We start from the raw sequence: 14301 nt of genomic DNA on the forward strand, positions 1-14301 counted from the left end.
AACTTGAACCGCGAGCGGCGTGGCGCGCCGTAAACCGCGCCCCGCTCGCACCCACGGAATCGAACCAAGGAGACATGCCATGTGTGGCATCGCCGGAATCTTTCACGCCGACCCCAACCGCAAGGTGGACCCGCAGACCCTGGTCAACATGGCCGCGATCCAGTATCACCGCGGCCCCGACGGCTTCGGCTACAAGACGCTGGACGACCGCGGCGTGGGCTTCTCCCATGCCCGCCTGTCGATCATCGACCTGGACGAAAACCGCGGCCGCCAGCCGTTCTGTATGACCGACGGATCGATCATGACCGCGGTCAACGGCGAGCTGTACGACTACAAGCGCATCCGTACCGACCTGACCTCGCGCGGCGTGCAGTTCCGCACCAAGAGCGACTCCGAGATGGTCATGCACCTGTACCGGCGCGAGGGGCTGGAGGATGCGATCAAGCACTTCCGCGGCGAGTTCGCGATCTCGCTGTATGACCGCGAGCATGATCGCCTGGTGCTGATCCGCGACCGCTTCGGCATCAAGCCGCTGTATTTCACCGAGGCCAATGGCAGCTTCGTGTTCGGCTCCGAGCTGAAGGTGCTGTTCGCCAATCCCGACGTCCCGCGCCAGTTTGCCGATGACGGCCTGTACCACCAGCTGATGCAGACCATGGTCCCGGGCACCACTGCGTTCGAGGGCATCCACCAAGTGAAGCCCGGCCACATGGTCATCGTCGAACGGGCCCACGGCAAGCTGAAGGTGCGCCAGGAGAAGTACTGGGACATGGACTTCCCGCTGGCCTCCGAGCGCCCGCCGGAGGAGGATGCCGACGAGAACTACTGGATCGAGGGCGTGCGGGAACAGTTGATGGAGGCCGTCCAGCTGCGCCTGGAGGCCGACGTGCCGGTCGCCTGCTACCTCTCCGGCGGGATCGACTCCTGCATCACGCTGGGCCTGGCCTCGGCCAGCCAGCAGTCGCCGGTCAAGGCCTTCACCATCGGCTTCGACAACGACGACTACGACGAAACGGCGATTGCCCGCGAGATGGCCGAGAGCGTCGGCGCCGACCAGGACATCCTGAAGCTGAATGCGGACCACCTCTACGACAACTTCGAAGAGGCCCTGTGGCACGCCGAGCGCACCATCTACAACACGCTGGGGGTGGCCAAGCTGTTGATGAGCCGGCACGTGAACGAGGCGGGCTACAAGGTGGTGGTGACCGGCGAGGGCTCGGACGAGCTGTTCGGTGGCTACCCGGCCTTCCGCCGCGACATGTTCCTGCACGGCCTGGACACCCTGCCGGAGGCTGACCGCGCCGCCTGGCAGCAGATGCTGAACGAGTCCAACGAGCTGTTCTCCGGCGCGATGCTGGCCGAGGACGAGGTCGACGACCCCGAGTTCACGAAGATGATGGGCTTTACGCCGTCCTGTCTGCAGCCCTGGCTGGCGGCAGCCGAGCACGTGCCCGGCCTGCTGGCGCCGGAGCGCCGCGAACGCATGCAGGACTACCAGCCCGGCAAGGCGATCGCCAACGCCCTGGACGACGACATGCTGGATGGCCGGCATCCGCTGGACAAGGCCCAGTACGTCTGGATCAAGACCATGCTGGAGGGCCAGATCCTGACCTGGGGTGGCGACCGCATGGACATGGCCAACTCCATGGAGGCGCGCCCGCCGTTTCTCGACCACCACCTGGCCGAGTTCTGCGCCCACCTGCCGCCGACCCTGCGCATCAAGGGCCGCACCGAGAAGTACGTGCTGCGCGAATCGATGAAGGGCCTGCTCCCGAAGGTGCTCTACGAGCGCGAGAAGTTCGCATTCATGGCCCCACCCGCGCACACCGACCCGGTCAAGTGGGCAGCGATGAAGGCCCTGGCCGATCGCTACCTGTCGCCCGAGAAGGTGGCCGAGGCGGGTCTGCTGGACCCGGAAGGCGTGCGTCGTGTGTTCGAGATCCACGAGGACGAGAACACCCCGGCGGCCACCCAGGTACAGCTGGACGCGGTGATCAACCACATGATCGGGGTGCAGGTCCTGCACGAGAAGTTCGTCGCCACCGACATCCCGGCACTGGCCCGCCAGAAGGCCGACGAGTTCGGCTGGCGGCCGTAAACCCGGGTTACGGACGGCCAGGAACTCCCTCGCAAGAGGGGACCGGGTCGTCCGGTGCTCAATCCCAGCTGTTGCGGGCGCCCTGGTAAAAGCCGGGGTCGTCGCTGGTGGCGCCCTGCAGGGTGCAGACCGCCGCCGCGAAGGCCAGCGCGCGTTCGAGCGTGGCGGGCCAGTCCCAGCCCTGCCGCATGCCCAGCAGGACGACACTGGCAAAGGCATCGCCGGCCCCGACCGCATCGCGCAGCTCGGGCACCGACGGGGCCGGGGCGGCAAAGCGCTCGCCGTTGATGGTGCGGATGCTCGCCCCGTCGGCCCCGGCGGTGACGACCAGGGCCTGACGGATGCCCGCCTGCTCGAGCAGGGCGGCCTCCGCCTCGTCATCCTCAGCCCCGGGGACCAGGGTAGCCAGCTCGTCCTGGTTCAGCTTCACCACGTCGGCGTCCCGTATCAGGTCCAGCGTCGTATCTCGCGTATACCAGGGGTCGCGCAGGTTCACGTCCACGAAGCGGTGCCCGGCGCGTTCGCGCAGGCGTGCCAGCAGGTCGTGATTCCCCCGGCGCAGGGCCAGTGTGCCGTGGTAGAGCAGTGGCGTGGAGGCGGGCAGCGCATCGGCCCAGGCTGCGGGTACGTCGTCGTAGGCCTGGTCCGGCACGATGGTGTAGCTGGGCTCGCCGCGGGCGAGTTCGACCCGGACTTCGCCGGTCGGGGCTTCGGGGTGCCGATACAGCCCGCGGGCGTCCATGCCGATCGCATCCATGCGGGCCTGCACCGCGGCGCCCGCCGGGTCGTTGCCTATGCCGCCGACGAAACAGACCGGCTCCCCGAGCTGATGCAGGTTCCAGGCGACATTGAACGGCGCTCCGCCCAGGACGCGCTGTCCATCGGGAAAGACATCGAACAGGACCTCGCCAAAGATCAGCTGGGGGGATGGCTCGGCAATCACAACGGCCTCCTATCAGGGAAATTCTCCCGGGGGATCAGGAAGGGTGTGGCTCGCGGTCGGCCCGCTCCACGCGATCGCGCCCGAGCTTCTTCGCCTGTAGCAGGGCGTGATCCGCGGCGTCGAAGATGGCCGCGGTGGACTGTCCGGCCGCGATCGGGCACATGCCCGCCGAAATGGTCACGCGCAGCCGCGTCTTGCCGGCCCGTACGATCAGGCGATCCACGGCCTCGCGGATCGAATCGGCACGGCGCTGGCAGGTGTCCGGGTCGGAGGTGAGGATCATCACGAATTCCTCGCCCCCGTAGCGCGCAACGAAGTCCTCGCTGCGCACGCCCTCGGCCAGGATCTCTGCGACGGCCTTCAGCACCTTGTCGCCGGCACTGTGGCCGTATTCGTCGTTGATCGCCTTGAAGCGGTCGATGTCCCAGACCAGCAGGCAGGCCGGTTGCTCCGCCCCCAGGTCCTCCCGCAGGCCATCGAGGTAGCGCTCGAAAGCCGTGCGATTGGGCAGCCCGGTCAGGCTGTCGCGGTAGGCCTCCGCCCGCGCCTGATCCAGCCGCTTGCGCAGGGCACTGACCTGCGACTCCAGCGTACGGCCCTTCGCTCGCAGGAGGCGGTTGCGCTCCAGGGCCTCGAGCAGATCGTTCTCCTGCTGATTGCGAAAGGCCGCCACATGTTCGACCACGCGATCCAGACCCCGGCTGATCTCCTGGCGCAGGGTGGCGATGTCCTCCAGGTCGTCCATGCGGCCCTTCATGGCCCGGACATTGTCCGAGATGCCATCGTGCAGGGTGGCAACCGAGGCGCGTGTACGTTCGCTGCGTTTCTCGTCTTCCGACAGGGCCGAGTCGACGTCTTCCAGGCGATGCCAGATCTCGCCCACGACGTCCGACAGCTCGTCGCGCTCGTACATGGCGCGCTCGCACTTGTCGTGCAGCACCCGGAAGAGCTGAGAAAGCGTTCGTTCGATCTCCGAGCGGTCGCGCCGTTCGGTCGCGCGATGCAGGTCATCCAGGCCGGGGTCCAGGAAATCGAACCCGTTCAGTCCGCGGCGCACGACCTCGAGCACAGCGCTGGCCAGGTCCTCGTGGTGATCGGAGCTGCGGACCGCGTCGGCCAGCTGTGCACCCAGCCGATCCATCCAGGCAGAGTCGGGCGGGCTGGACTCCACCGCGCGGGACAGGTCCTGAACCGCGCCATCCAGTGTCGGCACGCGGGCGCTGACCACCGCCAGTGCCCTCAGGGCCACCCGCCTCAGTGCATCCTGCTGGACCTGCTCGCGCTCCAGGCGGCGCTCGAGGTCGATGATGGTCCTGCGCATCTCGCTGGCGGACATGGGGCTCCCGAAAGGGCTGTGGGGTCTGGACGTGCCGGGATCATTTAACCGCGTCCGCGACGCGGACGCCAGCGATGGGACTCAGGCGGTGTGGCGGGTTCCGTGTAGCGACTGGGCGGCTGGCAGCTCGATCTCGATACCGACCGGGAGGTGGTCGGACAGGGCCACGTTGTACACGCGCATGTCGCTGACATGCAGGTCCGGAGTCAGCAGGATGTGGTCGAACACGAGGCGCGGATCCCAGGAGGGGTAGGTGGCCGGGCAGCTGATCGGCTCCAGCAGCCCGGTACGGGCGACCAAACGCCGGATCTCCAGGCTGTCCTGCTGGCAGTTGAGATCCCCCATCACCACGGCGTGGCGTTCCGACTGGATCCGTTCGGCGACGTAGTCCAGCTGGGCCTGGCGTGCGCGCCGGCCGAGTGCCAGGTGCAGCAGAAACAGCACCAGCTCCTCGCCATTTTCCATTGCGTAACGGGCCTCGATGGCCCCGCGCCCCGGCAGCGGCCCGGGCAGGCGGTGCATCTCGACCCGTTCCGGCTCAAGCCGCGAAAACAAGGCCAGCGAGTGTTTGGCGAACTGGCCGAGATTGCGGTTGATGCGATTGTAGGTATGCGGGAAGCGGGCCTTTTCCGACAGATAGGAGGCCAGGTCCACGAAGTTCGAGCGCAGGCTGCCACCGTCCAGCTCCTGGACGCCGACGATGTCGAAGTCGGAGATGAAACGCGCCACGCGATCCAGGTTGCCGATCCGCCCCTTATAGGGAAGGACGTGCTTCCAGGAGTTGGTCAGATAGTGGTGCAGGCGCGACGAGGGGATGCCCACCTGGGCATTGAAACTCAACAGGCGCAGGCGCTGCGCGCCCTGGTCGTGCTGATAGGTCAGTCCGCGTACCTCCGGCGAGGCCGGTTGTGCGCGAACGGGTTCGGCATGCTTGCCGCTGGCCGTGGCCGTCATACTGCTTTGTTCCCCAGAGAACGGCGGAAGGTCCGCCCGGATACTACCTAGAATGGACAGACCAACTCGCCCAAACGTTCCGTCAGCTTCAGGTTTTCGCTGTAGTCGACCGGGCAGTCGATGATGGTGACACCGGGGGTGGCGAGGGCCTCGCGCAGGGCGGCCTCCAGGCTGTCGCCCGGGCCGATGCGCACACCGCTGGCGCCGAACGAGTGCGCCAGCTGGACAAAATCCGGGTTGCCGAAATCGACGAAGGCCTTGCGCCCGTACTCGCGCACCTGCTTCCACTCGATCAGGCCGTACGCATTATCGTTCCAGATCAGCACGACAAAGCTCTGGTTCAGGCGCACCGCCGTTTCCAGTTCCTGCACATTCATCAGGAAGCCGGCGTCTCCGGTGACCGCGATCACCTGGCGTTCGGGGTAGAGCGCCGCCGCCGCGATCGCTCCCGGCAGGGCGATGCCCATGCTGGCGAACCCGTTCGAGATCAGGCAGGTGTTGGGGAGCTCGCAGCGGAACATGCGCGCCATCCAGAGCTTGTGCGCCCCGACATCGGTAATCACCACGGCGTCGAGCTCGGCCGCGGTGCGAAGGTCCCAGATCAACTTCTGCGGCTTCAGCGGGAACTGGGTGTCCTCGCGATGCTCGTTCATGTCGTCGATCAGGTTCTGGCGCAGCGGGCGCAGGATGGTCTCCTCGCGCGGGTCCACGAGATCCGTGAGGCGGGCGAGGCAGGTATTTAGGTCGCCGATCACCTCGGATGAGACATTGTAGTGGCCATCGACCTCGGCCGGGGCGGAGTCGATGTGGATCAGTGTGCGGTCGCCGGTCGGGTGCCAGAGCCTGGGTGGATATTCCACCAGGTCGTAGCCGATACAGACGATGACGTCGGCCTTGTGAAAGCCGAAATTGACGAAATCCTGGCTTTGCAGGCCCACCGAGCCCAGGGCCAGCGGGTGGCGGAACGGCAACACGCCCTTGGCCATGAAGGTGTTCGCGACCGGGATATTCAGCGCGGAGGCCAGCTGCGAAAGGGCTCCGCTGGCTCCCGAGCGGATGACGCCGTTGCCCGCCAGGATCAGCGGATGCTGGGCCTCGTTGAGCAACTTCGCCGCGGCCTCCAGGGAGGCCTCGGCCGGCACCGCCTCGGGTCCGGCATGGACCGGGAGTGGCGGGTTGGGGCATGGCAGGGCGGCCACGTTTTCCGGAAGTTCAATGAAGCTGGCGCCGGGCTTGCCGCCCTCGGCCCACTTGAAGGCTTTGCGGACAACCTCCGGCAGTATCTCGGGCTCGACCACGCTGGAGCTGTACTTGGTGATCGGCTGGAACAGGCCCTTCAGGTCAAGGACCTGGTGCGACTCCTTGTGCAGCCGGTGAGTGCTGGCCTGGCCCGCGATCGCGACCAGCGGGGCGTGATCCATGTTGGCATCGGCGACACCGGTGATCAGGTTGGTCGCCCCCGGGCCAAGGGTCGCCAGGCAGACCCCGGCACGGCCGGACAGGCGACCATGGACGTCGGCCATGAAGGCCGCGCCCTGCTCGTGGCGCGTAGTGATGAACTCGATGGGGGAATCGGCCAGGGCGTCGAGAACGGCCATGTTCTCTTCGCCCGGCAGGCCGAACACGCGCTCGACCTGTTCCTGTTCCAGGCATTCGACCAGTCGCTGGGCCGTAGTGACGGTTGTGCTCACGCGTTACGCCACCCGACGCTGGACCCTGGACATGGGCGGGGTCAGCCCCGGGCCCGTTCGATCAGGAAATCGGCGACGTCGAGCATCTCCTCGTGGCTGCGCGTCATGCTGGCCGAGACCACGGCCTCGCCGTCGATGACCAGGGTGGGCACACCCTCGACGCCGTACTCCTGAACGTCCTGGCCGGCCTCGGTGACCTTGCGGCGGATCTCCTCGGAGCGCATCACCTCGCGGAACTCGTCGGCGTCGAGGCCGCGCTGGTTGATAAAGCGCAGGATGGCGCTTTCCGAGCGCAGCTCGCGACCCTGGTCATGGATGGCGTCGTAGAACGGTTGATGGACCTCGTTCAGCACTTCCAGCTTCTGTGCGGTGTAGAAGACGCGCGCATGCAGGGCCCAGACATCGTTCATCGGCGCGGGCAGATAGACGAACTCGACATCGTCATCCAGCCCCTTCTGCCACTCCTGCACATAGGGCTCGAACGAGTAGCAGTGCGGGCAGCCATACCAGAAGACCTCGACCACCTGGATCTTGCCATCCTCCAGGCCGGTTTCGACCGGCGGCTGGATGGTGCGGAAGTTCTGACCATCCCGGTATTCGCGGGCCAGGCTGGTGCCGGTTGCCAGCAGCAATCCGGCACCGCCCATGGCACCCAGGAAATCACGACGCCTCATTTACAGCTCTCCGTAGGAATGCAGCCCGGACAGGAACATATTCACGCCCAGGAAGGTGAAGGTGGTCACGAACAGACCGATGATGGCCCACCAGGCCATGACCGGGCCGCGCCAGCCCTTGGTGAAGCGCATATGCAGCCAGGACGCGTAGGTCAGCCACAGAATCAGGCTCCAGGTCTCCTTCGGATCCCAGGTCCAGTAGCCGCCCCAGGCCTCGGCCGCCCACATCGCGCCCAGTACGGTGGCGATGGTGAAGAAGGCGAAACCGATCGCGATGGCCTTGTACATCACACTGTCCAGCGCATCCTTGCTGGGCAGCCGATGGGTGATCGCGGCATCCGGCCGGGTGCGCTCGAAACGGTGCTTGATCAGGTAGGCCACACCCAGCATGGCCGCGATGGCAAAGCCGCCGTAGCCGACGAAGTTGGTCGGTACGTGGATCTTCATCCACCAGGAGTTGAGGGCCGGCACCAGCGGTTCGATCTCGTGCGCCTGGCGGTCCCACATGTACCACAGCAGGAAAGTCACCGAGGCGGCGATCACCAGCATCACGAAGGCGCCCATGGTGCGCTGACCGGTGCGCTGCTCGTAGTACAGGTACATGAGCGTGGTCATTACCGCCAGCAGGATGAATACCTCGTAGAGGTTGGACACCGGGATGTAGCCCCAGCTGGGGTCGGTCAGGTAGATCTCGCGCCAGCGCACCATCAGCGCCATCATGCCGGCGCCCGAGCCGATCCAGGCGAAAGCGGCCCCGAGGCGCGACGGGAAGTCGGATTTGCTGAACAGGCCGAGGATGTAGGTCGCGGTGGCCATGTAGAGCATCACGCTCATCCACATCACACCGGCCTGGCCGGAGCCAATGTAGTTCAGCCAGAAGTTGGTGCTGCCCCGGGCCAGATCGTCACCGTACAACCAGACCCCGAACAGCGAGAGCGCGGCGACGATGATCGAAAAGAGCTGCCAGGGGCGCCAGAACCAGCCCAACCAGGCACTCATGCCGGCGGCGAGGATCAGGCCGCCGGTGTCGTAGCGATCCATCAGGTGGCCATACTGCCAGTGAGCGATCACCGCAACGGCGAGCACCAGCGCAAAGTATGCCCAGTCGAGCGGCCGGATGCGCCGGAAGATACTGGGCCGTTCAAAATCCAGGGCCTCATGGGGTACTGACATGGATCGCTCCTCCGACTGCTACCGGTTAGTCGTTCTTATTAGTTGATTCACTTCTGGCCATCGCCCGAGCCGTTGGCCGGCTTCTGATCGATGATCCAACGCTTAAGATGCGCGAAACGGTTCTCGAATTCTACCTTGTGCCGGTTACTGGTTCCGGCCATGGTCACCTGCGTCCCGCTGCCGTCTTCACGGCGTCGGGCGATGATCCACAGACGCTGATACGACACGTAAAACATCAGGAAAATCCCGATGATCAGCATCACGCTGCCGGTGTACACCGTGCTTTGCCCCGGGGCGCGCGCAATCTGGAGACCGGAGGCCTCGCGGTGCTCGAAGTCGCTCAGGTGGAAATAGAACGGTGACTCGTAGAGGCTGATCGCGTTGATTGCGGAGACAGCGTCTTCCAGCCAGCGCTGCTCCTCTTCCTGGATCGAGACCACACCCTCGTCTTCCAGGACCTCCATGTACAGGCCCTGTAGTCCGGCGTGCAGCACCCGCATCAGGAGCTGGCCGACCTGCTCGCGCTGTTCTTCCGGCACGCGGCGGTCAATCTCCGCGTGCACCGCGCCGTATCCGCCCTCGGCGAACAGGCGCATCAGCTCCGAGGTCGTCTGGGCGATCGCGGTGCCGGAGGGATCGTCGGCCGCGACTTCGCGCGCGATGGTGTTGCGCACCTCGGCGTTGTGCAGCATTGCCAGGTAGGTGCGGAAACGGTCCAGCGAGTCATCGGCATCCGCCGGCAGGAACAGGTACACGAACTCGTCACTCGGGCTCTCGCGTACGCCACTGAGGAAGTACATCGCCCCTTCCTGCAGTGCAGGCCGCATGTAGTTGCGGTAGTAAAGCCCGTGCCCGGTGCGATCCATCAGGCGGAAATCGAAGCTCGGGCCCAGCTGACGGTTCTCGCGCTGGCCTTCTTCATTCAGCAGCGGTACGACATTCTGGTCCTTGAAGTCGATGAACTCGATGATGCGCGTGTCACCCTGCGGGGTCGGGATTTCCTGCTCCTGGAATACGCGCCCGGGGACTTCCAGCGAGCGCAGGGCTTCGCCGCCGAGCGGGATCGCCTCGATATCGAGGCGGGTGCCGCCATCGGCGAAGCTGGCCTGGTAGATCGCGTACCCGTTGTAGATCAGCGGGTGGTTGACCGAGATGGTATGCCGCAGCGGCTCGTCGCGGTTGGGGTCATGGATCACGAGATCCGACTCGTAGGAGCTTTCCGCGCCGGTCGAGAAGCGCTCGATTCGGAACTCTTCCAGCTCGATACGAAACGGCAGTTGCTGGACGAAATAGCCCTCGCGCATCGGCAGGAACACCACGTCCGCGGAGGAGCCCTCCGGGATTTCGACCATGCCGCGGAACGAGGGATTGGAGACCGGCACCCAGGCCGAGCGCGGTACTTCGGACACCGGGACGCCCCGGGTCTCGATCTCGATGATGCCCAGCCACTCTTTGGCCTTGAGCAGCGTCGAGCCGTCTGCCAGCGCGCCCACGCAGATCACCACGATCCCGACGTGGGTCAGCAGATAGCCGAGGCGGTTCCAGCGGCCCTTCATGGCCGCGATCACCGTCTGGCCCTCGGATTCCTTCTCGCGTGCCTTGAAGCCCTGGGCCTTCAGCACACGCCGGGCATGATCAATGAATTCTTGCTGCGACTGGTCCAGCTCCCCGGTCGCGCTCGAGTGGAACGAGCGCAGGGACTTTTCCTTCACCTGCAGGTTGTAGCGCCGCAGGTCCTTCAGGATGCCCGGGCTCTGACGGTAGACGCAGAACGAGGTGGAGACCACCAGGAAGGTGACGATCAGCAGGAACCACGTGGCGGAATAGACCTGATAAAGCCCCATGCCGGCAAAGATCTCGTGCCAGAAGGGACCGTAGTCGATCAGGTAGTCGGTATAGGGCTGGTTCTGGACGAGCACTGTACCGATTACGGAGGCGATGGCCAGTGCCACCAGCAGGGTGATCGCCAGGCTCATGGAACCCATGAACTCGACCAGGATGCGGCTGCGCCGCGGGGCGCGGGCGGACTTGCTGCGGGCACCGGTCGCGGGAGCAGACCCGGCCACCTGTTCGTTATTCGACATGCTGAAACCTGCGTTGACCTTCGCGACTATGCGAAGCACCCCTGTCGGGGTTCAATTTCCTAGACAAACTGCACGGAAGTTTCGTGCAAACCCTGTTACTGGAGCTGGCCAGTTTCTCTGATCCGACCTGTCTGACGTGCCGAGCCCCCGCTCCATTCCCGGTGGCGGAAAAATTTGTCTGCCCCGGACAGCAAAAAAGGGGCGGCCTATGGCCGCCCCTTCCCTGGGAGGTTCGCCGCCCGGACTGCACGGCGCTCCGGCACGATCAGTCGGACGACAGCCCGGCCATGTACTGTGACACGGCCTCGATGTCTTCGTCGGACATGCGCTGAACCACATTGCGCATCATCCGACCCGCGTCGTTGGAACGCTCTCCGTCACGGAATTTGTAAAGCTGGTCCGCGCTGTAGGTGGCGTGCTGCCCCGCAACCTTCGGGAACATCGCCTCCGGGTTGCCCTGGCCATTCGGGCCGTGGCATGCGATGCAGGCGGCGACGTTCTGGGAGGGGATGCCGCCACGGTAGATGCGCTCGCCGCGTTCGACGACGTCTTCGTCGGCGGTTTCGGTGGTGATGGACTGCTCGGCGAAGTAGGCCGCCAGGTCGCGCATATCCTGCTCGTCCAGATCCGCGACTTCGCCCGCCATCAGCGAATCATAGCGGGTCTCGCCTTCCTTGAAGTCACGCAGCTGCTTGACGGTGTATTTCGGGTGCTGGCCCGCGAGCTTCGGCCACTCCGGGTTGGTCGAGTTGCCGTCCGCCTGGTGGCAGGCCGCGCAGGACTGGGAGATTTCCTGGCCGCGCTGAGGATCGCCCGCCTGAGCCGCCGACAGCGGGAGCAGCAGGGAGACGGACAGGGCAGCAAAGAGAGCGGAAAGCTTGTGGTTCATGATCGAAGATTCTCCTGCATGTAAATGCGTGCCGGGTCGGACCCGCGTTCCTTGTGCCCCTTGGCAGGGCGATCAACATGAAGGAAACACTGGTCAATGTACACCCTTGCGCTCGAGTCGCTTTTGCATGCGAACAAGCCGCGGCGACTGCCGTGCAGTCACTCTGCACAAGGGAGCCGCAACGCCGTTCGCGCGCAAAAGCGGCCGAGCCCCTGCATTGTAATGGGTTATGGGGTTGGTACCCCAGTTTCCCGATCCTGCGTTGCGCCGCTTGCGGGTAGAACCACTACCCGCAAGCGGCGCGCCTTGTCTCGGAAAACCTGGGGTACCAACGCGAGGGTGTACATTGACCAGTGTTTCCTTGAGCGGCGCAGTTTATAGCACAATGCTAAATTGCGCTCAAAAATATTCCGAGCTCCGCACTCGGCCAAGGACGTCCCCCGCCCCATGGAACCCCGTTTTCGCGAGACCGCCTTTATCAAGGGCGTGGCCCAGGTCGAGCAGCTCCCGGAGGATGACGGCATCGAGATTGCCTTCGCCGGGCGCTCGAATGCCGGCAAATCCAGCGCCCTGAATGCCCTGTGCGGGCGCAAGGCCCTGGCCCGGGTGGGCCGCACGCCCGGGCGCACCCAGGAAATCAACCTGTTCGCCCTGCCGCCGGACGAGGCATGGCGGCTGGTGGATCTGCCCGGCTATGGTTACGCGAAGGTGTCCGCCGGCCAGCGCCAGCATTGGGATCGGCTGCTGGGGGATTACCTGCAGTCGCGCGAGTGCCTGGCAGGGCTGGTGCTGATCATGGACATCCGTCGTCCCCTGACCGAGCTCGACCGTCAGCTGCTGGAGTGGGTGCCGCTGGAGCGTTGCCAGTTGCACTGCCTGCTGACCAAGGCCGACAAGCTCTCGCGGCAGGCGGCCGACAAGCAATTGCACGCGACCCAGCGCGAGCTGGAAGGCTTGGGGATCGAGGCGACCCTGCAGACCTTTTCTTCATTGAAAAATCAGGGGGTCGATGACCTGCGCGGCCTGTTGACCGAGTGGCTCCAGCCGGTCGAAGACTGACCGTGGCGCGAACCATGAACCCCAGACAAAAAAATGCCCCGGCCTTGGGGAGGGCCGGGGCAAGATTCGGCCTCGACAGGGGGGAGCGAGGCCTGCCCGCTCAGGGAGAGAAGCGGGCTCGCGCTGGGCTAGAGCGCTTGTAACGTAAGAAAGCGTCAGTTGCCTTGAGTTCCATCCGTTCCCGAAAATGAACGTGATTGGCTTCACACTCCTGAATGCAGCGCTCCTGTGGCTGTTGCCCCGTCAGTCATCGGTTCCCTGGGACTGGGCGTGTGCCCTCAGGGTCTCGACCAGATCGGCCGCGCTGGTCCCGTGAGGGTGAATCTCCAGCAAGTCGCCTTCGGGCCCGATCAGATAGGTCGATGAACTGTGGTCGATGATGTCGCCCATCGCCGAATCCGTTGCGCGGCGTTCGTAGAAGACACCATAGCGCTTAGCGGCGGGCTTCAAGTCTTCTTCGGATCCGGTGGCCGCGTGAATGTCGGCATGAAAATGGGCCACGTAATCGGCCAGGCGGTCCTCGGTATCTCGTTCCGGATCGACGCTGATAAACACACCGTTCACCTGGCCCTGCAACTCTTCCGGCAAGCGGTTCAGCGCCCCGCCAATCCACCCCAGGCTGGTCGGGCAGGCATCCGGGCAGCTCGTATAGCCGAAATACAGCCAGACGTACTGGTCCGTGTAATCGCCCAGGTCGAAGCGCTCCGCGTGCGTGGCGATCGGCAGCTCGATCGGTCCGCCCTGTACCTCGTCGGCGATGGGCAGTTGCGCATGACCTGCAAGATCGCGCGGCGGCGGCTCGCCCGGCTCCAGAGTGACATACACCAGCAGAGCACCTGCGGCGACCACCGCGAAGGCCCAGAAGAGACTGCTGACGGGGATACGGTTCATAAGGGGTTCATCAGTGATCGCGGGCAGTGACAAAGCGGAATTGTACGAAGGCGGCCTCGGATTTGCCTGCCGGCATCGCGGTGGCTGCCCAGGTCATGGATTCGGTGGTACAGATCGGCAGCGTGGTCGTGCCGCGGTAGCGGCCATCACCCGTGTGTTCCAGGCGCGGGCGCTGGTAGCCCATATACATTTCGACTCCGGCCAGGTCCAGGTCCAGGGCCTCAGGGTTGTTCAGCGCGGTCTTCGCCGCGGCATCCAGCTGCAGGTCCAGCGTCAGCTCCCGCAGCATCGGTACCGGGCGCGGCGTGATCTCCAGGCGCACCTCGCCGCCCTGTGCCAGGGCGGTGCTGCAGGGGCCGGCATTCAGGTCGCAGGCCTGTGGCTGGACGATCGGCACCTCGGCGGCGCCACTGTCCAGGTAGCGTTCGGCCAGCATCCAGGCGCTCGCGAGTAGCAGCAGCGCGACCAGCCAGGCGGCGATTCGGTTGAAGCGATGGGCCAGCATGGGG

General features: G+C 65.2%; 11 protein-coding genes and 1 pseudogene. 2 read left to right on the forward strand and 10 right to left on the reverse strand.

The window, feature by feature from the left end:
- The first annotated feature begins 79 nt into the window (after window positions 1–79).
- Window positions 80–2098, forward strand: coding sequence for an asparagine synthase (glutamine-hydrolyzing) (gene asnB, locus TK90_RS00155; protein ID WP_012981448.1), 2019 nt, complete (start codon window positions 80–82; stop codon window positions 2096–2098).
- 58 nt (window positions 2099–2156) lie between these two features.
- Here asnB and TK90_RS00160 read toward each other — a convergent pair whose 3' ends face one another.
- From TK90_RS00160 to TK90_RS00195, 8 genes and pseudogenes are all read right to left on the reverse strand, one after another.
- Window positions 2157–3041 (reverse strand): carbohydrate kinase, encoded by an 885-nt coding sequence (locus TK90_RS00160; RefSeq protein WP_012981449.1) that lies wholly within the window; start codon window positions 3039–3041, stop codon window positions 2157–2159.
- A gap of 34 nt (window positions 3042–3075) precedes the next feature.
- Complete coding sequence (locus TK90_RS00165) at window positions 3076–4377, reverse strand: GGDEF domain-containing protein (RefSeq protein ID WP_012981450.1); 1302 nt, start codon at window positions 4375–4377, stop codon at window positions 3076–3078.
- A gap of 81 nt (window positions 4378–4458) precedes the next feature.
- Window positions 4459–5331 (reverse strand): endonuclease/exonuclease/phosphatase family protein, encoded by an 873-nt coding sequence (locus tag TK90_RS00170; protein ID WP_012981451.1) that lies wholly within the window; start codon window positions 5329–5331, stop codon window positions 4459–4461.
- A 47-nt stretch (window positions 5332–5378) separates the two neighbouring features.
- Window positions 5379–7022 carry an acetolactate synthase large subunit gene (locus TK90_RS00175; RefSeq protein ID WP_012981452.1) on the reverse strand — a complete coding sequence of 548 codons (1644 nt, stop codon included), beginning with the start codon at window positions 7020–7022 and terminating at the stop codon, window positions 5379–5381.
- A gap of 41 nt (window positions 7023–7063) precedes the next feature.
- Window positions 7064–7696, reverse strand: coding sequence for a thiol:disulfide interchange protein DsbA/DsbL (locus tag TK90_RS00180; RefSeq protein WP_012981453.1), 633 nt, complete (start codon window positions 7694–7696; stop codon window positions 7064–7066).
- Window positions 7697–8869, reverse strand: a complete 1173-nt coding sequence (ccsB, locus tag TK90_RS00185) for a c-type cytochrome biogenesis protein CcsB (RefSeq protein WP_012981454.1) — start codon at window positions 8867–8869, stop codon at window positions 7697–7699.
- 25 nt (window positions 8870–8894) lie between these two features.
- A pseudogene (locus TK90_RS00190) lies at window positions 8895–10953 on the reverse strand (cytochrome c biogenesis protein ResB).
- 265 nt (window positions 10954–11218) lie between these two features.
- Complete coding sequence (locus tag TK90_RS00195; RefSeq protein ID WP_012981456.1) at window positions 11219–11842, reverse strand: cytochrome c; 624 nt, start codon at window positions 11840–11842, stop codon at window positions 11219–11221.
- A gap of 447 nt (window positions 11843–12289) precedes the next feature.
- Here TK90_RS00195 and yihA point away from each other — a divergent pair, with 447 nt between their 5' ends.
- On the forward strand, window positions 12290–12901 hold the full coding sequence (yihA, locus tag TK90_RS00200; RefSeq protein ID WP_012981457.1) for a ribosome biogenesis GTP-binding protein YihA/YsxC: 612 nt from the start codon (window positions 12290–12292) through the stop codon (window positions 12899–12901).
- Window positions 12902–13144: 243 nt separating this feature from the next.
- Here the strand turns inward: yihA and TK90_RS00205 are convergent, their stop codons facing one another.
- Together TK90_RS00205 and TK90_RS00210 are read right to left on the reverse strand one after the other, a co-directional pair.
- Window positions 13145–13792 carry an SCO family protein gene (locus tag TK90_RS00205; protein ID WP_012981458.1) on the reverse strand — a complete coding sequence of 216 codons (648 nt, stop codon included), beginning with the start codon at window positions 13790–13792 and terminating at the stop codon, window positions 13145–13147.
- 10 nt (window positions 13793–13802) lie between these two features.
- Window positions 13803–14297, reverse strand: coding sequence for a hypothetical protein (locus TK90_RS00210; RefSeq protein WP_012981459.1), 495 nt, complete (start codon window positions 14295–14297; stop codon window positions 13803–13805).
- Between the last annotated feature and the right edge of the window lie 4 nt (window positions 14298–14301).

It is taken from the genome of Thioalkalivibrio sp. K90mix (assembly GCF_000025545.1).
Lineage (GTDB): Bacteria > Pseudomonadota > Gammaproteobacteria > Ectothiorhodospirales > Ectothiorhodospiraceae > Thioalkalivibrio.